General features: G+C 71.1%; 19 protein-coding genes. 16 read left to right on the plus strand and 3 right to left on the minus strand.

Annotation, left to right across the window (positions count from 1 at the left end; translation table 11 throughout):
• Window positions 1–28: 28 nt before the first annotated feature.
• The 3 genes from ACTWNK_RS14935 (at window position 29) to ACTWNK_RS14945 (ending at window position 2,646) form a co-directional block, all read left to right on the plus strand.
• Window positions 29–784: a methyltransferase domain-containing protein gene (locus ACTWNK_RS14935; RefSeq protein WP_474304550.1), complete on the plus strand. Its 756-nt coding sequence runs from the start codon at window positions 29–31 to the stop codon at window positions 782–784.
• A gap of 26 nt (window positions 785–810) precedes the next feature.
• Window positions 811–2,052, plus strand: a complete 1,242-nt coding sequence (locus ACTWNK_RS14940) for a DNA polymerase IV (protein WP_474304551.1) — start codon at window positions 811–813, stop codon at window positions 2,050–2,052.
• Window positions 2,053–2,247: 195 nt separating this feature from the next.
• On the plus strand, window positions 2,248–2,646 hold the full coding sequence (locus ACTWNK_RS14945) for a DUF3040 domain-containing protein (protein ID WP_474304552.1): 399 nt from the start codon (window positions 2,248–2,250) through the stop codon (window positions 2,644–2,646).
• Between the two features lie 212 nt (window positions 2,647–2,858).
• On the opposite strand, the gene ACTWNK_RS14950 is transcribed toward ACTWNK_RS14945, so the two are convergent.
• Genes ACTWNK_RS14950 through ACTWNK_RS14960 form a run of 3 tightly spaced genes read right to left on the minus strand, consistent with a single transcriptional unit; the run spans window position 2,859 to window position 7,497 of the window.
• The gene (locus ACTWNK_RS14950) at window positions 2,859–5,264 is read right to left on the minus strand and encodes a transglutaminase TgpA family protein (RefSeq protein ID WP_474304553.1); all 2,406 of its coding nucleotides are present in this window, start codon (window positions 5,262–5,264) and stop codon (window positions 2,859–2,861) included.
• Window positions 5,261–6,523 carry a DUF58 domain-containing protein gene (locus tag ACTWNK_RS14955; RefSeq protein WP_474304554.1) on the minus strand — a complete coding sequence of 421 codons (1,263 nt, stop codon included), beginning with the start codon at window positions 6,521–6,523 and terminating at the stop codon, window positions 5,261–5,263. Before ACTWNK_RS14955 ends, ACTWNK_RS14950 begins: the two co-directional genes overlap by 4 nt.
• Window positions 6,520–7,497 (minus strand): AAA family ATPase, encoded by a 978-nt coding sequence (locus tag ACTWNK_RS14960; protein WP_474304555.1) that lies wholly within the window; start codon window positions 7,495–7,497, stop codon window positions 6,520–6,522. The genes ACTWNK_RS14955 and ACTWNK_RS14960 overlap by 4 nt, the downstream gene beginning before the upstream one ends.
• A 509-nt stretch (window positions 7,498–8,006) precedes the next feature.
• On the opposite strand from ACTWNK_RS14960, the gene mraZ reads away from it, so the two are divergent.
• The 13 genes from mraZ to ftsZ all read left to right on the plus strand — a co-directional run bounded on the left by mraZ (window position 8,007) and on the right by ftsZ (window position 24,262).
• Complete coding sequence (gene mraZ, locus ACTWNK_RS14965) at window positions 8,007–8,438, plus strand: division/cell wall cluster transcriptional repressor MraZ (protein ID WP_474304556.1); 432 nt, start codon at window positions 8,007–8,009, stop codon at window positions 8,436–8,438.
• 235 nt (window positions 8,439–8,673) lie between these two features.
• Complete coding sequence (gene rsmH, locus ACTWNK_RS14970; RefSeq protein WP_474304557.1) at window positions 8,674–9,633, plus strand: 16S rRNA (cytosine(1402)-N(4))-methyltransferase RsmH; 960 nt, start codon at window positions 8,674–8,676, stop codon at window positions 9,631–9,633.
• On the plus strand, window positions 9,620–10,105 hold the full coding sequence (gene ftsL, locus ACTWNK_RS14975) for a cell division protein FtsL (RefSeq protein ID WP_474304558.1): 486 nt from the start codon (window positions 9,620–9,622) through the stop codon (window positions 10,103–10,105). The genes rsmH and ftsL overlap by 14 nt, the downstream gene beginning before the upstream one ends.
• Entirely contained in the window at window positions 10,102–12,795 is a 2,694-nt protein-coding gene (locus ACTWNK_RS14980; protein ID WP_474304559.1) for a peptidoglycan D,D-transpeptidase FtsI family protein, read from the plus strand. The genes ftsL and ACTWNK_RS14980 overlap by 4 nt, the downstream gene beginning before the upstream one ends.
• Window positions 12,796–12,835: 40 nt before the next feature.
• Window positions 12,836–14,368 (plus strand): UDP-N-acetylmuramoyl-L-alanyl-D-glutamate--2,6-diaminopimelate ligase, encoded by a 1,533-nt coding sequence (locus tag ACTWNK_RS14985; protein ID WP_474304560.1) that lies wholly within the window; start codon window positions 12,836–12,838, stop codon window positions 14,366–14,368.
• A complete protein-coding gene (locus tag ACTWNK_RS14990; RefSeq protein ID WP_474304561.1) occupies window positions 14,365–15,792 on the plus strand; it encodes a UDP-N-acetylmuramoyl-tripeptide--D-alanyl-D-alanine ligase in 1,428 nt (475 codons plus the stop codon). The genes ACTWNK_RS14985 and ACTWNK_RS14990 overlap by 4 nt, the downstream gene beginning before the upstream one ends.
• On the plus strand, window positions 15,789–16,847 hold the full coding sequence (mraY, locus tag ACTWNK_RS14995) for a phospho-N-acetylmuramoyl-pentapeptide-transferase (RefSeq protein WP_474304562.1): 1,059 nt from the start codon (window positions 15,789–15,791) through the stop codon (window positions 16,845–16,847). Before ACTWNK_RS14990 ends, mraY begins: the two co-directional genes overlap by 4 nt.
• Window positions 16,829–18,211 carry a UDP-N-acetylmuramoyl-L-alanine--D-glutamate ligase gene (gene murD / locus ACTWNK_RS15000; protein WP_474304563.1) on the plus strand — a complete coding sequence of 461 codons (1,383 nt, stop codon included), beginning with the start codon at window positions 16,829–16,831 and terminating at the stop codon, window positions 18,209–18,211. Before mraY ends, murD begins: the two co-directional genes overlap by 19 nt.
• Entirely contained in the window at window positions 18,208–19,509 is a 1,302-nt protein-coding gene (ftsW, locus tag ACTWNK_RS15005) for a putative lipid II flippase FtsW (RefSeq protein WP_474304564.1), read from the plus strand. The genes murD and ftsW overlap by 4 nt, the downstream gene beginning before the upstream one ends.
• Window positions 19,506–20,594, plus strand: coding sequence for an undecaprenyldiphospho-muramoylpentapeptide beta-N-acetylglucosaminyltransferase (gene murG, locus ACTWNK_RS15010; protein ID WP_474304565.1), 1,089 nt, complete (start codon window positions 19,506–19,508; stop codon window positions 20,592–20,594). Before ftsW ends, murG begins: the two co-directional genes overlap by 4 nt.
• Window positions 20,591–21,997, plus strand: a complete 1,407-nt coding sequence (murC, locus tag ACTWNK_RS15015) for a UDP-N-acetylmuramate--L-alanine ligase (protein WP_474304566.1) — start codon at window positions 20,591–20,593, stop codon at window positions 21,995–21,997. The genes murG and murC overlap by 4 nt, the downstream gene beginning before the upstream one ends.
• Complete coding sequence (locus ACTWNK_RS15020; protein ID WP_474304567.1) at window positions 21,994–22,656, plus strand: cell division protein FtsQ/DivIB; 663 nt, start codon at window positions 21,994–21,996, stop codon at window positions 22,654–22,656. Before murC ends, ACTWNK_RS15020 begins: the two co-directional genes overlap by 4 nt.
• Before the next feature lie 199 nt (window positions 22,657–22,855).
• On the plus strand, window positions 22,856–24,262 hold the full coding sequence (gene ftsZ / locus ACTWNK_RS15025) for a cell division protein FtsZ (RefSeq protein WP_474304568.1): 1,407 nt from the start codon (window positions 22,856–22,858) through the stop codon (window positions 24,260–24,262).
• Window positions 24,263–24,336 lie beyond the last annotated feature (74 nt).

The raw sequence follows: 24,336 nt of genomic DNA on the forward strand, positions 1-24,336 counted from the left end.
GGAGCGGAAACAAGGAGGCGAGCCCACGGTGCGTGCGGAAGGCGTCACGAGGCAGGCCGGCACACCGGCGGTGCGGACGGCGGTCGTCTGGGGGGCGCTGCGGGACCTGCTGGCCGAGCGCGAGCGCGTGACGGGCAGGCAGGTGCTCGACATCGTCGACGCGGGCGGCGGCACGGGCGGCTTCGCCGTGCCTCTGGCCGAGCTCGGGCACGCGGTGACGGTGGTGGATCCCAGTCCCGACTCGCTGGCCGCGCTGGAGCGCAGGGCCAAGGAGCGCGGGGTGGGCGTGCGGGCGCTGCAGGGCGACGCGGCCGACCTGGGCGAGCTGCTCGACCCGGACGGGGCCGACCTGGTGCTGTGCCACAGCGTGCTGGAGTACGTCGACGACCCGCTGGGCGCGCTGGGCGCGGTGGCCAAGCTGCTGCGCAAGGGCGGAGCGGTGAGCGTGCTGGCGGCCAATCCGGTGGCGAGCGCGCTGCACCGGGCGATCTCCGGGCAGTTCGGCGAGGCGCAGCGGGTGCTCGACGACCCCGAGGGGCGCTGGGGCGGGCGTGACCCGATGCCGCGCCGCTACAGTGCGCAGGCGCTGGCCGAGTTGCTGAGCGTGACCGGGTTCCGGGTGGGGGACGTGCACGGCGTGCGTGTCTTCGCCGACCTGGTGCCCAGCAGGCTGGTCGACGAGCCGGGCGCGGCCGAGGCGCTGGTGGCGCTGGAGCAGGCCGCCGCCGCGCACCCCGTGCTGCGTGACATCGCCACCCAGCTGCATGCCGTGGGCCACCTGTAGAACTCATGTTCGGATAGGCTCGGGGAGTGTCACGCAAGCAGATCACCGGTGTCGGACCCGCCCACCAGGGTGGGGCCGACGACAGCGGCTGCCCGATCCTCCATGTCGACATGGACGCCTTCTATGCCAGTGTCGAGCTGCTGGAGCGGCCGGAGCTGCGCGGCAGGCCCGTCATCGTGGGCGCGGCCGGGGCCAGGGGTGTGGTGCTGAGCGCCACCTACGAGGCCAGGGCCTTCGGCGTGCACTCGGCGATGCCGATGACCAGGGCGCGCCGGATCTGCCCGCAGGCGGTGATCATCCCGCCGAGCCACGGCAAGTACGCCGAGGTGTCCAAGGGCGTGATGGAGGTCTTCCACTCGATCACGCCTCTGGTGGAGCCGATCGCCTCGGACGAGGCCTTCCTCGACGTCGGCGGCGCCAGGATGCGGCTCGGCCCCTCCTCGGCGATCGCCGCGCAGATCCGCGCCGAGGTGTTGGAACGTTTCGGGATCACCTGCTCGGTCGGCGTCGCGAGCAGTAAATTCGTGGCAAAGCTTGCCAGCAAGCAGTGCAAGCCCGACGGCCTGCTGGTCATCCCCGCGACCGAGGTGGTCGCCTTCCTGCACCCACTGCCGGTCTCGGCCCTGTGGGGCGTGGGCGAGCGGACCGAGCAGTCCCTGGTCCGCCTGGGCATCCGCACGGTCGGCGACCTGGCCAGAGTGCCGCCCGCGACGCTGCAGCGCGAGCTCGGCAACGCCTCGGGCGCGCACCTGGCCGCCCTGGCCTGGGGGCGCGACGAACGTTCTGTCACCGCGCACGTTCCGGACAAGAGCATCGGGGCAGAGGAGACGTTCGCCACAGACGTCGACGACCCCGAGGTGATCAAGCGTGAGTTGCTGCGCCTGGCCGAACGTGTCGCCTCCAGAGTGCGGGCGGGTGCTCATGTGGGCAGAACAGTGAGTGTGAAGCTGCGCCGTGCCGACTTTTCGACGATCACGCGATCGCGGACGCTCCGAGAGCCGACTGATGTGGCGCAGGAGATATACAAGGCTGCCTGCGAGCTGTACTCAGCAGCCGGTCTGGACAGGGTGCGATTGCGCCTTGTCGGGGTCAGGCTGGAGAACCTCAGGCCGGCCGACGGCGCCTCGCACCAGCTCAGCCTGGGCGAGCGCGAGAGCGGCAGGCGAGAGGTGGAACAGGCGATGGACAAGGCGATCCGGAGGTTCGGACCCTCGGCGGTGCTCCCGGCGTCGCTCGTCCGTGGCCGGCTTGATGAAATGGAGGGATGACGCCCGATGTCACGACTTCGGCCAGAGTTTGATGGAATAGATCTATGACGCCACCTCCGGTTTGGTCTGCGTTGGACGTTTCCTTTCGCCTACGTCTACAGCCTCGTATTCTGGGGATAACCGACCGCGAGGTTCGGACACCCCGTGTCGTCCGTTGCCGTCTACCCCGTCCTGGGGCCGTCCTTGGGAGGCGCCGTGCCGCTCTCTGAGCACGAGCAGCGCTTGCTCGAACAGATCGAGCAAGCCCTCTACGCCGAGGACCCGAAGTGGGCCAATACCGTTCGGATCTCCGATCCGCGCAGCCACTACAAGCGCCGTCTGATCAAAGCCCTCGTCGGCTTCGCTCTCGGCATCGTCCTGCTGATGGTGGGCGTGGTGCTGCCGGAGATCCTGATCGGCGTCGTCGGTTTCGTGGTCATGCTCGCCGCGTGTTTGTGGGGTCTGTCGAGTTTCAAGCGCATGAACGGTTTCGGGGATTCCGGATCCGCGCCCGCGCCCGGCCAGCCGCCTGTCAAGGGCGGTCGCAAGGCGGGCAAGGGAAGCTTCATGCAACGCATGGAGGAGCGCTGGCGCCGTCGTCACGACGATCGCTGACCGTCCTCACTTGTTCCGACCGCGCGCGCGGCTCCCCGCCGGATCCGCGCAGGCGCGCCTGATCCCTTGACCGCGCCTCCGCACTCCCGCCGGAGGCCCGACCGCTCGCCACCCTCGTCCCCGAGGCCCGCACCGGGCACGGGGACGAGTCGTCTCACACGTCAATGGCCGCCCCTTCCGTGGAAGGAGCGGCCACTGACGTTTTCACACCCTCAGGAGCGCTCGCCCGCCGTACGGCGGAGCCTGATGTTCTCCAGGCGGTCGAAGCCGTCGAGCACCCGTTCGCCCAGTCCTCTGATGCGCTGCATCGTCGAGGGCGGGAGCAGCACGGCCCGCAGGCGCCTGCCCCTGGAGACGGTCCTGGCCACCGCGCGCCTGACCACACGCAGGTCCTCGCGCAGCGAGCCGCTCTCGCCCGGCGCCCTGGCGAACAGGGTGCGCTCGACCGCCGAGCCGATCCTGGCGATGGCCGCAGCCGCTTCGGGGCCGAACTCGTGCTGCTCGGTCAGGCGTCTGGCCAGCGCTCTCGGACTCTCGCTCGGCTCACGGGCCATGCCGTGGTCGAGCAGGATGTCGTCGAGTTCGGCCCACGCGGCCGAGACCCGCGCATGACCGCGTTCGGAACGCACCTCGCCGGTCGAACGCGCCGGGTCCAGCCTGACGGTCCGGACCCTTCTGCTCCGGCTCGCCACCCGCAGCGCGGCGGGCACCAGCAGCACGAGCAGCAGCGCGCCGAGCCCGATGCCGATCTGCCCGGCCAGCGGCATGCCCTCGTCGACGACCGCGGGCAGGCCGAGCGGCCCCTCACGGTCGAGCTCACGCGGGTTGCGCCTGGCCGCGGCGCTGTCACCGGCCAGACCGGGCTCCTGGTTGATACCGGTCGGGTCGTCGTCGCTCGCCGCCGGACCGCCTTCGGCCTGCGGAAGCGTGTAGTCCGGCACCCGGGCCGTGCCCTGACCGAGACCGCCGGTCGGGGTCGGCTCGAACGCCAGCCAGCCCACGCCCTCGAAGTACAGCTCGGGCCAGGAGTGCGAGTCGTGCGTGCGGACCTGCCACACGCCCTCGGTCTTGGTGCCACCGGTGTAGCCGATCGCCACCCGGGCGGGAATGCCGATGATCCTGGCCAGGATCGCCATCGAGGAGGCGAACTGCTCGCAGTACCCTGCCCTGCTCTGCAGCAGGAAGTCCTGAAGGGCCGCCCTGTTGTGGCCCCGCGTCGCGGTGCTGTAGGTGAACCTGCCGGTCTTGGTGAAGAACTCCTGCAGCTTGATCGCGGCCTCGTAGGCGTTGCGCGCCCCCGACGTCTGCTCGTAGGCCAGCTCCCTGATCTCGGCGGGGACCTCGGGCAGCGTCAGGTACCTGGCTCCGACCGGCGACTGGGGGGCGACGTCGGGCGCGTTGCGCAGCATCTCGGCCGTCGGCTTCGGCTCGGTCAGCGCGATGTCGTACTCAAGCCCCGCGGCCTCGTCCCTGGTGGAGAAGACCATGAGCGAGCTGACGTCGGCACGCCAGTCGCCCTCGGCCCGTACCTGCTGGGCGGGGTAGGGCAGCGGCAGGAAGTTCAGCTCGGCGATGTCCTCGCTGACCTTGACCTTCGACTGCGTCTTGGTCAGCGGGGTGTTCGCCGCCAGACCGGGCGCCGGGGGAAGCGGTCCCTCGTTGACCCGGTCCTCGGGCCTGCCCGTCGGCGACGTCATCGTCCACTGCTCGCCGTCGAAGACGTCGAGGGCGTAGATGCGCAGGTACCTGGGCTTGTCGTCGCTGCTGGTGTAGGACAGGACCGAGCGGTTCTCCTGCAGGATGAGCTGGCCCTGGAGATCGGCGATCGGGTTCGGGATGCTGATGGAGTTGCCCTTGCCGCCGCCGCTGCCGCCCACGCCGAATCCGAACAGCGGGGCGGGCTCCAGCGTCGGCAGCAGGGCGGGCACCAGGACGGCCAGTGCGATCGCGGTGAACCCGATGCGCTTGCCGGACAGGCGCAGCCCCTGCATGTCGGCCTTGGTGTGGCCGCCCGCCGTCGCGTTGCGCGTCCGGCGCACGAGCACCGCCCTGCCCCAGTGCCCGACCCGCTCGCGGCCGTCGGCCAGCAGCAGCCCGGTGAAGCCGAGCGCCCCGAGTATGAAGGCCGGCCAGGTGATCGGATCGGGCAGGACGGCGGCCGGAACGGTGAACAGCGCCAGCAGCGGCAGCCCGGCCAGCGCCGCCCTGCGCAGCCGTACGGCGAACAGGTCGACCAGGACGGCGATCAGCCCGACACCGCCCGCGACGAGCAGGGTGATACCCGGATTGGCCGGGACCGGAGCGGCGTATCTCTGGATGTCGGCATAACCGGTGCCCAGCAGCTTGGCCAGCGCCACCACCGACGACTTGGTCGGCACCACCAGCGCCCACGCCTTGGCCGAGGTGAACACCACGGTCAGATACAGCCCGAGCGTGGCGAGCCCGGCCAGCACCGCCGCCCACGCGGGCAGGGTGAACCTGGTCGAGACCATCCCGGCCACGGTGATCGCCAGCACCGCGCCGAGCGTGCTCCAGAACCAGGCGCCGCCGTTCAGCAGGGGATAGAGCGTCAGTGCCACCGCGAACGTGGCCAGCCCCGAAGACAGGGAGAGCCTCACGCGCCACCTCCCGCCGGATTGAGGACGAATCTGCCCCGGTTGCCCGCGTCCTGCCACACCGACGCGATCGAGGTGGCCGAGGGCATCCGCACGATGCGCCAGCCCGACGCGGCGAGCACCGCCTGCGCCGCCTGGTAGGCCTCGCCGTCGCCGCGTTCGGCGTCGTCCCAGCCCGCGACATCGAGCATGACGGCCACTCCCGTGATGCCGCCGTGCCTGAGTCTGGCCAGCGACCTGGCCTCCTCCTCGCCGACCTCGCCGAGCACGGCCACGATCAGCCCGTCGCCGCCGCCCTGGCGCAGCGCGCCGACGCCGAGGTCGAGCGTGCGGGCCGGACTGTTGCGCACGACCGCGAGCGTGTCGAGCAGCGACCAGCTCAGCCCCTCGTCGGTCAGGTGCTCGGCGCCCTGGTCGGTGACCAGCCGCAGGCCGAGCCCACCCCTGGCCAGGTGCACGCCGATGGAGGCGGCGGCCGAGACCGCGACCTCGAACGACGAGCGCGGCCCCTCACCCCGGTGCGCGGCCTTGCGCGTGTCGAGCAGGAGCGCGCCTCTGCTCTGCCACTGCTGCTCCTCGCGCCTGACCATCAACTCGCCGTGCCGCGCGGTCGAACGCCAGTGCACCCGCCGCAGGTCGTCACCCTGCCGGTACTCGCGAGGCGCCACGTCGTCGTCCCCCGAGGCAGCCACACTCCTGGTACGGCTGTCGCCGCCGCCCGTCCACTCGCCCGACAGCCGCACGTGCGGCAGGGCGACCACGCGGGGCGTCACCACGAGGGTGTCGCTGATGGTGAACGAACGCGTCAGCTCCACCAGCCCGAACGGATCGGTGATGCGCACCGCCAGCGGCCCGATGGAGAAGCGGCCACGCAGGTCCGAACGCACCCGGTAGTCGATCTCCCTGACCCCGCGCGCCTCCACCCGGTCCAGGACGAACCTGGGCCTGGCGCCGAGCGCGTAGGGAACGGTGTCCTCGATGAGCAGCAGACCGGTCGGCAGCCTGGTGACGTTCTCCAGGCGCAGGGTCACCGTGGCCTCGCCGCCGACCTCCGAACGCGGCGGGTCGAGCCTGCGCGCGCAGCTCAGCCGGTAGCGCGTACGCGCGACGACGAGCGCGGCCAGCAGCGGCAGCGTCAGGATCAGGATGCCGATCCTGAGCAGGTCGTGCTCGCCCAGGAAGAGGGCCATCAGCAGAGCCGCGCAGCCGGAGGCCAGGAACGACCGGCCGCGCGACGTCAGCGCCCCGAGTCCGGCCCTCACGCCGACCTGGTCTCCGGCACGGGCACGCGCCGCACGAGGTCGGCCACCACCTGCTCGGGCTGGCGCCGCTGGCCCTGCGCCTCGACGCTGGGCAGCAGGCGGTGCGCGAGCACGGGTACGGCCAGCTCCTGCAGGTCGTCCGGGATGACGTAGTCGCGTCCGGCCAGCGCGGCATGCGCCCTGGCCGCGCGGACCAACTGCAGCGTCGAGCGCGGGGAGGCGCCCAGGCGCAGGTCGGGGGAGTGACGGCTGGCCACGACCAGGTCGATGGCGTACTTCTTGACCGCCTGGGAGACGTAGACGCCTCGCACGGCGGCGATCAGCGCGCGTACCTCTTCGGTGGTGGCGACCGGTTCGAGCTTGTCCAGCGGCGAGGCCTGGCCGTGCACGTCGAGCATCTCCAGCTCGGCGGTCGGCTCGGGGTAGCCCATGGCGATGCGCGCGGTGAAGCGGTCGCGCTGCGCCTCGGGGAGGGGATAGGTGCCCTCCATCTCGATCGGGTTCTGCGTCGCGATCACCATGAAGGGGGAGTCGAGCTTGTAGGTCACACCGTCGACGGTGACCTGGTGCTCCTCCATGCACTCCAGCAAGGCGGACTGTGTCTTGGGCGAGGCTCTGTTGATCTCGTCGCCGACCACGATGTTGGCGAACACCGGGCCGGGCTTGAACTCGAACTCCCTGGTCTGCTGGTTGTAGGCGCTCACTCCGGTGATGTCGCTCGGCAGCAGGTCGGGGGTGAACTGCACACGCCGTACCGGGCAGTCGATGGATCGTGCCAGCGCCTTCGCCAGCATCGTCTTGCCGACTCCGGGCACGTCCTCGATCAGCAGGTGTCCTTCGGCCAGCAGGACGGTGAGGGTCAGCCGTACGGCGTCGCTCTTGCCCTCGATCACCGATTCGATGGCTTCCCGAATCCGGTGCGCTGTGGCTACCAGCTCGTCGAGCTGGGGAGGGACGTCATGGGTTACTGCCACCAGGCCTCCATGAGACAAGTGCGACGGCGGGCCCGCGGAAGGGATGGGTTTACGGGGGCCTTGCCATTCCTTTTTCATTGTGTATACCGACCCTACGATGCCGGGGGTTCCAGAGCGACTTTTCCCGACATTCGGGAGACGAGCGACTTAAAGCCACAGTGTTCCTTGATCTGGTCCTGTTCCTGTCGCGCCGATGTGTCGATCCCGTGACACGAAGAGCGCGTCAGGTGACCGCAGAACGCTCCACTTTCCTCCACCGCATCCGTCATGGGGGGCGGGAACCCCGTATTCCTCGATCGTTTCAACCCTCGACACGCCCATGAGGGTTGGTGGGGGCCTCTGCGCCCTCCACTGGAGCCCGGCGCTCTGACCTGCGAAAACGTCCTCGAAACATGGGGTGAAGACGGTTCGAATCAGTTGACGGTGGGGAGAAGTGGAGTATGGTGGTGCGCAGTGGAGGGCAGGTGCGCCAGCGCTGAGCGCTTCATGAGGCACGGGAGGTGGGGCCGATGTTCCTCGGCACCCATCAGCCGCGTCTCGACGACAAGGGACGGCTGTTCCTGCCGGCTAAGTACCGTGAGGAGCTGGCGGAGGGTCTTGTGATCACCAAAGGCCAGGAGCGATGCCTCTACGTCTTTCCCGTGGAGGAGTTCCAGCGCATTACCGAGGCTCTCAGCACCGCCCCGGTCACCGCCAAGGCGGTGCGCGACTACAGCCGTGTCTTCTTCGCCAGCGCGTCGGACGAGGTTCCGGACAAGCAGGGTCGCATCACGATTCCACAGGCCCTGAGGCACTACGCCGGGCTGGATCGCGACTGTGTCGTCATCGGGGCCAACACCCGGCTGGAGATCTGGGACTCCCAGGCTTGGGACACCTATCTGGCCGGCCAGGAGCAGGCTTTCGCCGATCTGTCGGAGGAGGTGCTGCCAGGGGTTCTGTAGACACGGTGGATCCGTCGGTGTTGTCGTTCGGCGAGGTCTCCACCCGCAACCACTCGTCCGTCAACTGATGCACCTTCCCCGGTGTCAGAGGACGGGCGTCCACGAAGAGGGTGCGGATGGGGACCTGGCCGGACGGCCCGGGTGGGGACCCAGAAAAAGGGATGACCACCGGCCCGTCCATCACACATCCTTCTTATTCCGCGAGATACCGCAAAGCAAGTGGGGGGTTTTTGACATGCACGAGATCGGCGGGCATGTTCCCGTGATGCTCGAGCGTGTCCTGGAGCTCCTCGCTCCCGCGCTCACCGGGCCGAACCCGGTGGTCGTCGACGCCAATCTCGGCCTCGGCGGGCACTCGGAGGCCCTTCTCGCCGCGCATCCGGCGCTGCACCTCATCGGGATCGACCGCGACCCTTTCGCGATCGAGCACTCGACCAGGAGGCTCGCGCCCTACGCCGACCGCGTCACGCTGGCGCACGCCTCCTCCGACGACATGACGGAGGTCCTGCGCCGGGCCGGGCGTCCGGTGATCGACGGGGCGCTGTTCGACCTGGGCGTCTCCTCGCCGCAGCTCGACGAGGCCGGGCGCGGGTTCGCCTACTCCTACGACGCTCCGCTGGACATGCGCATGGACACCGAGCAGGAGCTGACCGCGGAGATCGTGGTCAATACCTACTCGGCCGGGGACCTTGTTCGCATCCTCCGTGAATACGGTGAAGAACGGTTCGCACCGCGTGTCGCGCGCCTAATCACCCAGGAACGGGCCAAGGACCCCATAACGTCGACTAAGCGGCTGGCCGACATCGTTCGCGACGCGATTCCCGCCGCTACCCGACGCACTGGGGGCAACCCCGCCAAGAGGACTTTCCAGGCGCTGCGCATCGAGGTGAACGCGGAGCTGACCGCCCTGGAGGTGGCGCTTCCCGCATCGCTCGACGCGCTGGCGCTCGGTGGACGAGTGGTCGTGCTCGCCTACCACTCCCTTGAGGACCGGCTGACCAAGCAGGCCCTCTCGGCGCGAACCAAGGACACGAGCCCGCAGGGACTTCCCGTCCCGCTCGCGGCTCACCAGCCGAGGTTCCGCCTGCTGACGAGGGGAGCAGAGCTCCCGACGGAAGAAGAGGTCACCCGCAACCCGCGAGCGGCCTCGGCCCGGCTCAGGGCTGCAGAGAGGATCCGTGTTGACGAGGACTGAGCAGGAGATCAGGCGGGGTGTGCCCGCCAAGGGCGGCGCGCCCAGGACCGCTCCCGGCAGGACCGGCACGCGCAGGCCCGGCGTGCCGCACGAGTCGAAGCCGTCCGTGCCGCGCCCGCGTGGCGCCGACCGGCCGTCGGCGCGTCCTTCGGGCCGGGGGCCCAAGGGGCGTCAGCGCACGCCGTTCGTACTGCTCGTCGTCGGGCTCATGTGCGGTGGTCTGGTCAGCCTGCTGATCCTCACCACCGTGCTCGCCCAGGGCGCCTACACCGAGTCCAAGCTGCGCAAGGAGATGGCCGAGATCGACCTGCGCACCGAGCAGGCCAAGCTCAGGAACGACGAGCTCGCCCAGCCCGGCACCATCGCCGACAAGGCGGGCAGGAGCGGCCTGCGCCCCGACGACACCATCGCCGTGCTTCCCGGCGGCGGGCAGGTCGTCCCCGAGGACAACGCGGTGGGCCAGAACCGGTGAGAGAGACGGGCGGCCGGGGCCAGGGTCCCGGCCGCAGTGGATCCGGCGCCGGCTCTCAGGGAGGGTCAGGCGCCGGTCGGCGCACTCAGGGCGGCCCCGGCCGCTCCGGCCGCCCCCAGAGCACAGGCAGAGGCGACGGCACGGGCCGCCAGGGCGACGGCTCCGGGCGTCAAGGCGACGGCCCGGGCCACCTGAACGACGCCGACGAACCGCGCTCGCCGCGCGAGTCACGCCAATCCCGCGAGTCGCGTGAGTCCCGCGACTCCCGCGACTCCCGTGACCCTCGCGACCCCAAGGACCGCGACTCCCGCACCCCGCGCGACCGTGCGCCCAGGGATGACCGCGCGTCCAGGGACGCCCGAGGCTTCAGGGATGACCGCGCGTCGAGGGACGATCGCACGTCCAGGGACGACCGCGCCTCCCGCGACCGCGACACCCCGCGCGACCGCCGAGGCGGAGCCGACGAGCCGCCGCGCCCCCGCCAGTCCCCGGACGATCGCCCGCGCCCCGCCAAGGGCGCCCCGCGCCAGCCCCGCGACCGCCAGACCCCACGAGCCCGCCAGGCCCCCGGCCGCGACGACATGCGCGGCCGTTCCTCGACGTCCGCCCGCGACGACGCCCGCGGCGGCCCGGCCCAGCACCGCGACGACTCCCGCACCAAGCCCTTCCCCGACCGCGACGACGCGCGCGCCCGTTCGTCCCACGACCGTGACGACCCACGCGCCCGTACAGGAAGCGACCGCGACGACGCGCGCGGCCGTACCGGAAGTGATCGCATCGCACCGGAGCGGGACATCCCGCGGAGTAGGTCGCCCAGGGAGGTGCAGGAGGCGCGGGAGGCCAGGGAGGCGCGGTTCCAGCGGGAGGCGCGGGCGATCAGGGAGCCGCGCAGGGGGCAGGGGGGCGGCAGGAGGCCGCCGAGGCCGCCTGCCAGGCCGCCGATGGTGTTGCGCCTGGGCAATCCGCGCAGGCGGGTGAACATGGGCCTGATCGGCATGACGTTCATCCTGTCGATCTTCGCCGGACGCCTGGTGCAGATGCAGGGCCTCGACTCGAAGGTGTACGAGGCGGCGGCTGCCGACCAGCGGGTGCGCACGGTCGAGATCCCGGCCAAGCGCGGTTCGATCACCGATGTGAACGGCCATCCGCTCGCCCAGACCATCGAGGCGCGCGAGATCGCCGTCGACCCCTCCAAGGTGCCGCCGGCCAAGCGGCAGTACGTCGTCGACACCCTCGCCAGGGAGCTCGGCAAGACGCCGCAGGAGGTGGGCGGCAAGCTGGCCCAGCTCAAGTCGGCCTACCAGCTCATCGCGCGCGACGTGGACCCGCTGGTGGCCGACAGGCTGATGAAGCTCAAGCCGGCCCTGCCCGCGGTCACCTCCAAGAAGACCTACAAGCGCATCTACCCGGGCAAGGACCTGGCGGGCAGCCTCGTCGGCTTCGTCGGCGACGAGGGGTCGGGCCTCAGCGGCATGGAGGTGGCCAAGAACAAGATCCTGGCCGGCCGCGACGGCGAGCAGCGGGTTGAGACCGGCCGCGACGGGCAGTTGATCCCGATGACGAGGAGCCAGCGCCAGGCCCCCGTCGCGGGCCGCGACGTGCGCCTGACCATCGACAGGGACCTGCAGTGGGCCGCCCAGCAGGCCATAGCCGCCCAGGTACGGCAGGCGGGCGCCGGCAGCGGCACGGTCATCGTCATGGACGTGCGCACGGCCGAGGTGGTCGCCATGGCCAACGCGCCTGAGCTCGACCTCGGCAACTGGCAGCGCGCCTCCCAGGAGCAGTACGTCAACAGGGCGGTCTCTGAGGTCTTCGAGCCCGGCAGTACGAACAAGGTCATCACCGCCGCCGCGGCCCTGGAGTCCGGCCTGGTCAAGCCCGAGACGGTCTTCCACGTACGGGACAACATCAGGTGCGCCGACCGCACGCTCAACGACGCGCACAAGCACCCGCCGGAGTCGCTGACCTTCCAGAAGGTCGTCGAGACCTCCAGCAACGTCGGCACCATCCTGGCCGCACGCAAGGTGGGCGACGCCAAACTGCACCAGATGCTCAAGACGTTCGGCTTCGGCCAGCGGCCCGGCGGCGGCTTCCCCGACGCCGAGGCGGGCCTGCTGCCCGACTACAAGACCTGGTCGGGCAGCCAGAGCTGCACGGTCGCCTACGGCCAGGGCGTCTCGGTGACCGCGTTGCAGACCGCGAGCGTGTACCAGGCCATCGCCAACGGCGGCGTGCGGGTCGAGCCCAGGATCGTCGCGGGAGTCGACGACGACAACGGCAGGTTCGTACCCGCCGAGCCGGGCAAGCAGACGCGCGTGGTCAGCCAGACGACCGCCAAGCAGATCTCCGCCATGCTGGAGGGCGCCGTCGGCGCCGACGGCACCGGCGAGCAGGCCGCGATCGAGGGATACCGCGTCGCGGGCAAGACCGGCACCGCGATGCGCTACGACGCCAAGTGCCAGGGCTACTGCGGCTACACCGCGTCGTTCGTCGGGTTCGCCCCGGCCGACAACCCGCGCCTGGTCGTGCTCTCGGTGGTGCAGAACCCACGTAACGGACACTTCGGCGGACAGATCGCCGCGCCCGTGTTCAAGCAAGTGATGACGTTCGCTCTGAAGAGCAGAAAGGTTCCTCCGTCCGTCGAGCCCGCCGCGTCCGCGCCACCGGTGCGGATCAGCGCCGCCCAGTGACCAGGGAAGGTACGCTCTCGCCGTGCGTCCCCCGTCGTCTATGCGTCCAACGACCAGTCCGCCCCGCCCGCTGACCGGGCTCGCCAGCATGCTCGACGCCTTGTCGGGCAGCTCGCGCTCACCGCATGCCGCGGTGACAGGGGTCACGATCGACTCCCGCCAGGTACGGCGCGGAGATCTCTACGTCGCCCTGCCCGGCACGGCCGCGCACGGCGCCGCCTACTCGGCCGACGCCCTGGCGTCAGGGGCCGTGGCCATCCTCACCGACGAGGAGGGCAGGCACGACGCCGTCGCGACCGGGCTGCCCGTGCTCGTGGTCGCCGATCCGCGTGGTCTGCTCGGCCAGGTCTCGGCCTGGGTCTACGGTCAGCCCGCCTTCGACATTCAGGTGCTCGGCGTCACCGGCACCAGCGGCAAGTCCACCACGACGTTCATGCTGGAGGCCGGGCTTCGGGCCGCGGGGCACCGCACGGGACTGGTCGGCGGCGTCGAGATCCACGCCGGCGACGTCGTGTTCGAGCCGAAGCTCACCACGCCCGAGGCCTGCGACCTGCAAGGGCTGTTCGCGCTGATGCGTGAGGAGGGCGTGACGGCCGCGGCCATGGAGGTCTCCAGCCACGCGCTGGCGCTCGGCCGGGTCGACGGCGTCTTCTACGACGTGGCGCTGTTCACCAACCTGTCGCAGGACCACCTCGACTTCCACAAGGACTTCGACGACTACTTCGCCACCAAGGTGAAGCTGTTCCAGCCGGACCTGAGCCGGGCCGGAGTGGTCAATGTCGACGACCGTTACGGACGCGAGCTGCTGGAGCTGGCGAAGGTCCCGATGACGACGTTCTCCGCGCTCGGCGCGCCCGACGCCGAGTGGCGCGCGGCCGACGTCAGGCTCGGCGCGCACGGCAGCACGTTCCGGGTGATCGGGCCCGGCGGCGTCGAGGCGGACGCCGAGCTGGCCCTGCCCGGCCCCTTCAACGTCGCCAACGCGCTCGGCGCCATCGTCACACTCGTCGAGGCGGGAGTGCGGCTGCAGAGCGCCGTGCAGGGCGTCGGCAGCCTGGCCGGGGTGCCCGGCCGCATGCAGCGCATCACGGGCGCGCAGGAGGAGTTCCAGGCCGTCGTCGACTACTCCCACAAACCGGGCGCGGTCGAGTCGGTCCTGTCCTCCCTGCGTACGGTGACGTCGGGCAGCCTGGCCATCGTGCTCGGCTGCGGCGGCGACCGGGACCGCGGCAAACGCCCGATCATGGGGGAGTCCGCCGCGCGGCTGGCCGATGTGGCGATTTTCACCAGCGACAACCCGCGTTCCGAAGACCCGCTGGCCATCCTCGCCGCCATGATGGACGGAGCGCTCAAGGTGCCCGAGCACGAGCGCGCTCATGTGATCATTGAGCCCGACCGTGCCGCCGCCATCGCACTCGCCGTCAACCGGGCGGGCCCCGGAGACGTCGTTCTCGTGGCAGGAAAAGGCCACGAGCAGGGCCAGTACGTAGCTGGCGAGGTTCACCCCTTCGACGACCGGCAGGTGGTCGCCGAGGCGCTCGACGCACGCAAGGAAAGCAGGAAGAACGCATGATCCCGATGCCGCTGGCCAGGATCGCCGAGCTGACCGCCGGTGCCCTGACGGGCCTGGCGGACCCACGCGCGGTCGTACGCGGCCCCGTCGTGATCGACTCCCGGCAGGTCGAGCCAGGCTCCCTGTTCGTGGCGATCAAGGGCGAGCGCGTCGACGGGCACGACTACGCCGCCAAGGCCGTGGAGGCGGGCGCGGTGGCCGTGCTGGCGGCCAGGCCGGTCGAGGCGGCCGGGGTGATCGTGCCCGACGTGGTCGGCGCGCTGGCCGAGCTCGCCACCTCGGTGGCCGCCTCGCTGCCCGCCGCGACCGTGATCGGCGTGACGGGCAGCGCGGGCAAGACCACGACCAAGGATCTGCTGGCCAGGCTCACCGCCAGGATCGGCCCCACGGTCGCGCCCGTCGGCTCGTTCAACAACGAGATCGGCCACCCGCTGACCGTGCTCAAGGCCGACGAGGACACGCGCTTCCTCGTGCTGGAGCTGAGCGCGCGCGACTCGGGCCACATCGGCTACCTGGCCCGCATCGCCCCGCCGCGCATCGGCGTCGTGCTGAACGTCGGCACCGCGCACCTCGGCGTGTTCGGCGGCAAGGACGCCATCGCCAAGGCCAAGGGCGAACTGGTCGAGGCGCTGCCCGCCGACGGCGTCGCGGTGCTCAACGCCGACGACCCGCTGGTACGCGCCATGGCCTCGCGCACCACCGCACGCGTCACGCTGTTCGGCCGGGCCGACGACGCCGTGGTGCGTGCCGAGAACGTCACCATGGACGAGCGCGGCCGTGCCTCCTTCATCCTGCGCACCCCCTCGGGCGCGGCCCCGGTCAAACTCAGGCTGTACGGCGAGCACGCCGTCGACAACGCGCTGGCCGCCGCTGCCGCCGCCTACGAGCTCGGCCTGCCGGTCGCCACGATCGCCGAAGAGCTGTCGGAGGCCGAGCCGCGCAGCCGCTGGCGGATGGAGGTCGCCGACCGCGCCGACGGCGTCACGGTCGTCAACGACGCCTACAACGCCAATCCCGACTCCATGCGGGCCGCCTTCGACGCGCTCGGCGTCCTGGGCGCCGGACGGCGCACGTTCGCGGTCATCGCGGCGCTGCGCGAGCTCGGCGAGGACAGCTATGCGCTCAACGAGGAGCTCGGCAGGCTGGCGGGCGGATCGGGCCTGGCGTTGCTCGTCGTCGCCGGCCCCGGCGCCGAGCCGGTGATCGCCGGGGCCAGGCAGGCGGCGCTCGGCGAGGCGGGCGAGGGCGGCGAGGTCAGGGCGGGCGCGCCGTACACGCGGGTGGTGCACGTGGCGGACGCGGAGGCGGCGGCGCAGGAGCTGGCCACCTTCCTGACGCCCGGCGACGTGGTCCTGGTCAAGGGGCCGCGCGCGATGGGCCTCGAACGCACGGCCGCTCTCCTGCTCGGAGGTCCCGCCAAGTGACCAACATCATCATCGCGGGCGCCGTCGCGCTCCTGCTGTCCATGCTGGGCACGCCGCTGGCGATCAGGCTGTTCGCCAGGCGCGGCTACGGGCAGGAGATCCGCGAGGAGGGCCCGTCGGGCCACCACGGCAAGCGCGGCACGCCCACGATGGGCGGCACGGTGTTCGTCATCGCGGCGCTGCTGGGTTACGCGGCCTCGCACCTGGCGACGCTGGAGGCGCCGACGGCCTCGGCCGCGCTGGTGCTGTTCCTGATGACGGGCCTGGGCGCGGTCGGCTTCCTCGACGACTTCATCAAGATCTACAAGCAGCGCAGCCTCGGTCTGCGCAGCGGCGCCAAGGCGCTGGGCCAGCTCGTCGTCGGCGCCATCTTCGCCATCCTGGTCGTGCGCTTCCCCAACATCCACGACATCACGCCCGCCGAGACCCGGCTGTCGTTCCTGCGTGACTTCGGGCCTTCGATCGGCCTGGCGGCGTTCATCGTCTGGGTGCTCATCATGATCGTCGGGTTCTCCAATGCGGTGAACCTCACCGACGGTCTCGACGGCCTGGCCTCGGGAGCGGCGGGCGCGGTGCTCGGCGCCTACGTGCTCATCGGCAACTGGCAGCTGCGCAACAACTGCATCGAGTGGCTCGGCCCCAACTGCTACTGGGTACGCGACCCGCTCGACCTGTCGGTGGTCGCGGCCTCCGTGCTCGGCGCGCTGATCGGCTTCCTGTGGTGGAACGCCCCTCCCGCCAAGATCTTCATGGGCGACACCGGCTCGCTCGCCCTGGGCGGCGTGCTGGCGGGCCTGGCCATCACCACGCGTACCCAGCTGCTGTTGATCATCCTGGCCGGGCTCTGCGTGATGATCACGCTGTCGGTGATCATCCAGGTCGGCTTCTTCAAGATGACGGGCAAACGGGTGTTCCGCATGGCGCCGCTGCAGCACCACTTCGAGCTGAAGGGATGGGCCGAGACCACGATCGTGGTCAGGTTCTGGCTCATCGCCGCGTTGTTCGCCGCCATCGGGCTCGGCCTGTTCTATGTCGAATGGATGCCCAAGCCGTGATCTGCGTCGCCGGGCTCGGCGTCTCGGGCACCGCCGTGGCCAGGGCGCTGGCCGCCGACGGCGAGCGGGTCGTGGTCGTGGAGGCCGTCGAGGGCGAGCGCCAGCACGCGGTCGCGGCGGAGCTGGCCTCGGCGGGCGTCGAGGTGCGCTTCGGCGAGCCCGTGCTGCCCGAAGGCGCCACGATGGTCGTCACCACCGGCTGGGCGCCGCACCACCCGCTGCTGGCCGCCGCGGCCGCGGCCGGTGTCGAGATCGTCGGCGAGGTCGAGCTGGCCTGGCGCAGGCGTCCCGGCGGCGCCGCCCCGTGGCTGGCGCTGACCGGCACCAACGGCAAGACCACCGCCGTGCGCATGCTCACCTCCATCCTGCGCGCCGCCGGGCGCGACGCCCTGGCCGTGGGCAATGTGGGCACCCCCGTCGTCGAGGCCGTACGCGGGCCGAGCGACGTGCTGGCCGTGGAGCTGTCCAGCTTCCAGATCCACTGGTCGAGCGGCCTGGCGCCGCACGCGGCCGCGATCCTCAACATCGCGCCCGACCATCTGGACTGGCACGGCTCGATGCATGAGTACGTCAGGGCCAAGGGCCGACTGCTGGAGAAGGCGGGCACGGTCGTCTACAACGCCGACGACGAGCTCGCCACCGCCCTGGCCGAGCCGTACCTTCCCGGTGCGGTGGGCTTCACGCTGCGGGTGCCGAGGCCGGGGCAGCTCGGCGTGGTGGAGGACCTCATCGTCGACCGGGCCTTCGTGGCCGATCCGGCCCGCGAGGCCGAGGAGCTCGCCTCGCTGTCGGACGTGCGGCCCTTCGCCCCGCACAATGTGGCCAACGCCCTGGCCGCCGCCGCGCTCGCCCGCACGCTCGCCGTGCCCGCGCAGGCGGTGCGGCAGGGGCTGGCAGACTTCGTGCCCGACCCGCATCGCATGGCGTTCGTCGAGCGGGTCGACGGCGTGGGCTACGTCGACGACTCCAAGGCGACCAATCCGCATGCCGCCGCCGCCTCGCTGGCCGCATACCCCTCGGTCGTGTGGGTGGCGGGCGGGCAGCTCAAGGGCGCCGACGTCGGCGAGCTCGTCAGCAGGGCGGCGCCGAGGCTGCGCGGGGCGGTGCTGCTGGGCGCCGACCGGGCGGTGATCGCGCAAGCATTGGCGCGACACGCGCCGAATGTCCCCGTGGTGGACGAGCCTGGGCAAGACACTGGGGTGATGGATCGCGTCGTCACCGAAGCCGCCAGGCTCGCCTCCCCGGGAGACACCGTGCTGCTCGCACCCGCTGCGGCCTCGCTCGACATGTTCGCCGGGTACCCCGCCAGGGGGGAGGCATTCGCCCGCGCCGTACGCGCTCTGCCAGGGGAGCGTTCCAGGTGAGCACCGAGACCACCAGGCGGCCCGTGAGCTCCGAGACCGCCGAGCAGCGCCCCGCCTACGAGCCCGGGCGCTGGGTCAAGGAGCGTTTCGCCACGGTCAGGGAGCTGCTGGAGCGCCCGCTGACCTCCTACTACTTGATCCTCGGGTGCAGTGCGCTGCTGCTGGCGCTCGGGCTGATGATGGTGCTGTCGGCCTCCAGCATCGAGGCGCTGCAGAAGACGGGCAGCCCGTTCTCGTGGTTCACCAAGCAGTCGTTCTCGGCGGCGCTCGGCGTCGGGCTGATGTGGGTCTGCTCGAAGTTGCCGCACAAGTTCTTCAGGTGGGCCGGCTATCCGCTGATGGCGTTCGCGATACTCGGGCTGGTGCTGGTGCTGTTCATCGGCTCCTCCGAGCTCGGCGCGCAGCGCTGGATCTACATCGGCAGCTTCACCGTCCAGCCGTCCGAACCGGCCAAGCTCGCCCTGGCGCTGTGGGGCGCCGATCTGCTGGCGCGCAAGGCCAGGCACGGCCGTATCGAATGGCGTCACCTGCTGATCCCGCTGATGCCCGGCACCGCGATCCTGGCCGTCATGGTCATGCTCGGGCGCGACCTCGGCACGACGCTGGTGCTCATGATGATCTTCCTGGCGCTGCTGTGGGTGGTGGGGGCGCCGGTGAAGCTGTTCGGAGGCATCCTGGCCGTCGCCGCGCTCGCCGCGATCATCATGATCCGTGTGGAGCCGTACCGCATGCGGCGTATCACCGGCTTCCTCGACCCGTGGGCCGACCCGACGGGCGACGGCTACCAGGCCGTGCAGGGGCAGATCGCGATGGGCTCGGGCGGCTGGTTCGGCCTGGGCCTGGGCAGCAGCAGGCAGAAGTGGAACTGGCTGCCGCACGGCGAGAGCGACTTCATCTTCTCCATCCTCGGCGAGGAGCTCGGCCTGATGGGCACGCTCGCCGTCGTGGTGCTGTTCGGCCTGCTCGGCTATGCCGGGCTCAGGGTCGCCACCCGGGTCAAGGACCCGTTCGTCAGGCTCGCATCGGTGGCCGTCGTGGCCTGGGTGGTCGGGCAGGGCATCGTCAACATGGGCGCGGTGATGGGCGTGCTGCCGATCACCGGCATCCCGCTCCCGCTGGTCTCCTACGGCGGATCGGCCCTGCTGCCGACGCTGTGCGCGCTCGGCATGCTGCTGTCCTTCGCCAAACGCGAGCCGGGTGCGCGTGAAGCACTCGCCGCACGTGGCCCCGGACCCGTGGTCCGGGGCCTAAGCTGGCTTGGCCTGGATGCGAAACGACTTGGGAAAGGACCGAGATGAGGGTGGTCCTCGCCGGCGGCGGAACAGCCGGCCACATCGAGCCCGCGCTGGCGCTGGCCGACGCGCTTCGCCGCCTCGACCCGAGTGTCGCCATCACGTGCCTCGGCACGGAGCGCGGCCTGGAGACCAGGCTGGTTCCCGCACGCGGCTACGAGCTGCAGCTCGTCCCGGCGGTGCCGCTGCCCAGGGCGCTGACCCCGCAGCTGCTGACCGTGCCCGGACGGCTGGCGGGCGCCATCAACGCGGCGGCGGCGGTCATGGACAAGGTGCGGGCCGAGATCCTGATCGGGTTCGGCGGCTACGTCGCCACCCCCGCCTACCTGGCCGCGCGCAGGCGGGGCCTGCCCATCGTCGTGCACGAGGCCAATCCGAGGCCCGGCCTGGCCAACCGGCTGGGCGCACGGCTGACCGACCACGTGTTCGCCGGGCATCCCGACTCCTCGCTGCACAAGGCCGACTACATCGGCATCCCGCTGCGCAGGGAGATCGTCTCCCTCGACCGGCTGTCGATGGGGGACAAGGCGCGCTCGTGGTTCGGGCTGCGCACCGACCTGCCGACGCTGCTGGTCTTCGGCGGCTCGCAGGGCGCGCGCTCGCTCAACCAGGCCGCGCTGGCCGCCGGGCCCGCGCTGCGCGCCGCGGGCGTGCAGGTGCTGCACGTCCTCGGCCCGAAGAACACCCTCGACAGGGAACCGCCGCCCGGCGACCCGCAATACGTCGTGCTGCCCTACGTCGACCGCATGGACCTCGCCTACGCCGCCGCCGACCTGGCCCTGTGCCGCAGCGGCGCGCTGACGTGCGCCGAGCTCACCGCGGTCGGCCTGCCCGCCGCCTACGTGCCGCTGCCGCACGGCAACGGCGAGCAGCGGCTCAACGCCACGCCGATCGTGCAGGGCGGCGGCGGCCTCATGATCGACGACGCCGAGCTATCACCCGATTGGATCATCCAGAACGTGCTGCCCATCCTTCGAGACCCCGAGCGCGTGGCCGCCATGTCGGAGGCCGCCGTCACCATGGGGCGCAGAGACGCCGACGAGACGCTGGCCCGCAAGGTCATGCAGATCGTCGCGGGAGGCGGGAGGTGAGCCTCGTGACACTCGTCGATCCCGTAGCGGCCGAAGAGCTCGGCCGGGTACACTTCATCGGCATCGGCGGCGCCGGTATGTCCGGCATCGCGCGCATCCTGCTCAAACGCGGAGTGCGCGTCACCGGCAGCGACGCCCGTAGCTCCCAGATGGTGGCCGAGCTGCGCGAGCTCGGCGCGACCGTGCACATCGGCCATGCCGCCTCCCACATCAAGGGCGTCGACACCGTCGTGGTCTCCACCGCGATCCGCGACTCCAACCCCGAGCTGGGGGAGGCGCTGAAGCAGGGCCTGCGCATCATCCCGAGGGCGGCTGCGCTGGCCTCGGTGATGGCCGGGCGCACCGGGGTCGCCGTCGCGGGCACCCACGGCAAGACCACGACCAGCTCGATGCTCACGGTCGCGCTGCAGAAGTGCGGCGCCGACCCCTCCTACTGCGTCGGCGGCCAGCTCGTCACCACCGGTCTCGGCGCCGACGAGGGATCGGGCAAGGCGTTCGTCGCCGAGGCCGACGAGAGCGACGGCTCCTTCCTCATGCTGGCCCCGCGCATCGCGGTCGTCACCAATGTCGAGGCCGACCACCTCGACAACTACGGCGACCCGAGGGCCGTGCACGACAGCTTCGCCAGATTCGTCGAACGGGTCGGCGAGACGCTGATCGTCTGCGCCGACGACCCGGGATCGGCCGCGCTGGTGCAGCTCGGGCGGGCCCGCGGCCTCAAGGTGGTCACCTACGGCACGGCCGAAGGCGTGGACCTTCGCGTCACCGACGTGCGTCCGGACGGCATGGGCGTGCTGTTCTCCGTCGAAGGGCTCGGCGAGGTGCGGCTGGCCGTACCGGGGGCGCACAATGCGCTCAACGCGGCGGCCGTCATCGCCGTCGCGGCCGAGCTCGGCCTGCCGTTCGACGACGTCAGGTCCGGGCTCTCCGCCTTCACCGGGGCCAAGCGGCGCTTCGAGGCCAAGGGCGAGGCCGGGGGAGTGGCGGTCTTCGACAGCTACGCCCACCATCCGACCGAGCTCGCCGCCGATCTCAAGGCGGCGCGCGACGTGGTCGCCTCGTACTCGGGCACGGGCCGGGTGATCGCGGTGTTCCAGCCGCACCTGTATTCGCGCACCAGGTTCTTCGCCACCGAGTTCGGGGCGGCGCTCGGCCTGGCCGACAGGGCGATCGTGCTGGACGTCTACGGAGCGCGTGAGGACCCCGAGCCCGGGGTCTCAGGCGCCCTGGTGGCCGGACGGGTGCCGCTGCCGCCGGAACAGGTGGCCTACGCCCCCGACAGGGCCGCTGTGCCCGCTCTGGTGGCCGCGCACGCCCAGGCGGGCGACATCGTGCTCACGATGGGCGCCGGAGACGTGACCGAACTCGGTCCGAAGATCGTCGCGGAGCTCTCGGCCCGGTGAACGCCAGGACGGTTTTCGTCGCCCTGCTCACCGCAGGTGTGGTGGGCAGCGCGGCGTGGCTGGTGTTCTTCTCGCCGGTGCTCGGCGTGCGCACGGTGGAGATCGTGGGAAATCTCACAGTCACCGCCGAGCAGGTCAGACAGGCGGCCCAGGTGCCGCAGCTGCACCCGCTCGCCACCGTCGACCTGGCCGAGGTCCAGCGCAAGGTCATGACGATCCGGAAGATCGGCAGGGTCGACGTGTCGCGCAACTGGCCCGCGACCCTGCACATCGCGGTCGTGGAACGCACGCCCGTGGCCGTCGTGCCGGTCAGCGGCAAGGCGGCGGTGATCGACAAGCTCGGCGTCGTGATGGAGTTCAAGGACGTGGCGCCCGCCAGGCTGCCCGTCCTCAGGGTGGGCACTCCGGGGCCCGCCGATCCGGCGACGCTGGCGGCGATCTCGGTCATCGGCGGCCTGCCGCAGGCACTGGCGCGCCGGGTGGCCGAGATCCACGCCTCGTCGGCGGAGAACGTCACGCTCAGGCTGCGCGACGGCAGGTCGGTGGTGTGGGGCGGCAGCGACAGGGGAGCCGAGAAGGCGACCCTGCTGACCGGCCTGCTCCAGCGGAAGGCGGACACCTATGACGTCAGTTCGCCCGACGTGGTGACGATGAAGTAACCGGACAGGCCGCGACACGCCGGACGTGCTTGCGGCGCGGTTAGTTGACCCATGTAGTGGGCGACTCCTACTGTCCGTATCAATCCTCAGGTTGACATAAATCTGAATCTCAACTTGAGGGTGAGGGTTTGGGAATCGCGGCAACGGCTTCTCCGTGTCGCATGGAATGGCAATTCAACGAGCGGAAAGGCCCCTCGTCGTGGCAGCACCGCAGAACTACCTCGCGGTCATCAAAGTCGTCGGCATTGGCGGCGGCGGAGTGAACGCCGTCAACCGGATGATCGAGGAGGGACTCAAAGGCGTCGAGTTCATCGCGATAAACACCGACGCCCAGGCGCTGCTGATGAGTGACGCCGACGTCAAACTCGATGTGGGCCGTGAGCTCACCCGTGGCCTCGGGGCAGGCGCCAACCCCGATGTCGGCCGCAAGGCGGCAGAAGATCACCGTGAGGAGATCGAGGAGGTCCTCAAGGGGGCCGACATGGTCTTCGTCACGGCAGGTGAGGGCGGCGGCACCGGCACGGGCGGCGCGCCCGTCGTGGCCAACATCGCCCGCACGCTCGGCGCGCTGACCATCGGCGTGGTCACCAGGCCCTTCAGCTTCGAGGGCAGGCGCAGGGCCTCGCAGGCGGAGGCCGGCATCGAGACCCTGCGCGACGAGGTCGACACGCTGATCGTCATTCCGAACGACCGGCTGCTGTCGATCTCCGACCGCCAGGTCAGCGTGCTCGACGCCTTCAAGGCGGCCGACCAGGTGCTGCTGTCGGGTGTGCAGGGCATCACCGACCTCATCACCACGCCCGGCCTGATCAACCTCGACTTCGCCGACGTCAAGTCGGTCATGTCGGGTGCGGGCTCGGCGCTCATGGGCATAGGGCACGCCAGGGGCGACGACCGCTCGGTCGCCGCGGCTGAGATGGCGGTGTCCAGCCCGCTGCTGGAGGCCAGCATCGACGGCGCGCACGGCGTGCTGCTGTCCATCGCGGGCGGCTCGGACCTCGGTCTCTTCGAGATCAACGAGGCCGCGCAGCTGGTGTCCAACGCGGCGGCGCCCGACGCCAACATCATCTTCGGTACGGTCATCGACGACGCGCTCGGCGACGAGGTGCGGGTCACGGTGATCGCGGCCGGGTTCGACGACGTGGTGCCCGCCGACAAGCAGGCCGCCGCGCTTCGCGCCCAGACCGCGGCCCAGACGCAGGCCAGGCAGGCCACGCCGCCGCCGAGCGCGCCGGTGTCCTCACCGCTGCGCCAGGCGCCCAGCGTGAAGGCCGAGCCGCCGAGGGTGGAATCGTCGCCGCTGCCGCCGAGGCCCGAGCCCCGCTTCGAGCCCGCTCCGGCCCGTGAGCCGGTCAGGCCGATGGCGAGCGCGCCCCAGCCGGTCGCGGAGGCTCCGGCTCCCGCCCCGGCCCCCGTGCCGCAGCCGGCGCCCGCGCCGGTCGCGGCCGAGGAGGAGCCGCCCGCCGTGTCCATCCCGAGGCCCGCGCCCGAGGTGGCCAACCCGCCCACACCGATCTCCTCGCGCATGTCGGAGCCGGCCAGGCGCCGTCCGGTCGTGTTCGAGGAGCAGGAAGAGGAACTCGACGTTCCCGACTTCCTCAAGTGACCTCCCTCACCCCGCGTCGCAGGGGTGGGGGTCGGAGCCCGTCCTGCAGGTGGACGGGCTCTTTCGGTGTTGCA

This window comes from Nonomuraea sp. IBHARD001 (genome assembly GCF_056106265.1).

Coding starts and splice junctions, on each gene's coding strand:
- ACTWNK_RS14990 (WP_474304561.1), top strand. CDS start 14,365: ATGATCCCGATGCCGCTGGCCAGGATCGCCGAGCTGACCGCCGGTGCC.
- ACTWNK_RS14985 (WP_474304560.1), top strand. CDS start 12,836: ATGCGTCCAACGACCAGTCCGCCCCGCCCGCTGACCGGGCTCGCCAGC.
- murG (WP_474304565.1), top strand. CDS start 19,506: ATGAGGGTGGTCCTCGCCGGCGGCGGAACAGCCGGCCACATCGAGCCC.
- rsmH (WP_474304557.1), top strand. CDS start 8,674: ATGCACGAGATCGGCGGGCATGTTCCCGTGATGCTCGAGCGTGTCCTG.
- murD (WP_474304563.1), top strand. CDS start 16,829: ATGGATGCCCAAGCCGTGATCTGCGTCGCCGGGCTCGGCGTCTCGGGC.
- mraZ (WP_474304556.1), top strand. CDS start 8,007: ATGTTCCTCGGCACCCATCAGCCGCGTCTCGACGACAAGGGACGGCTG.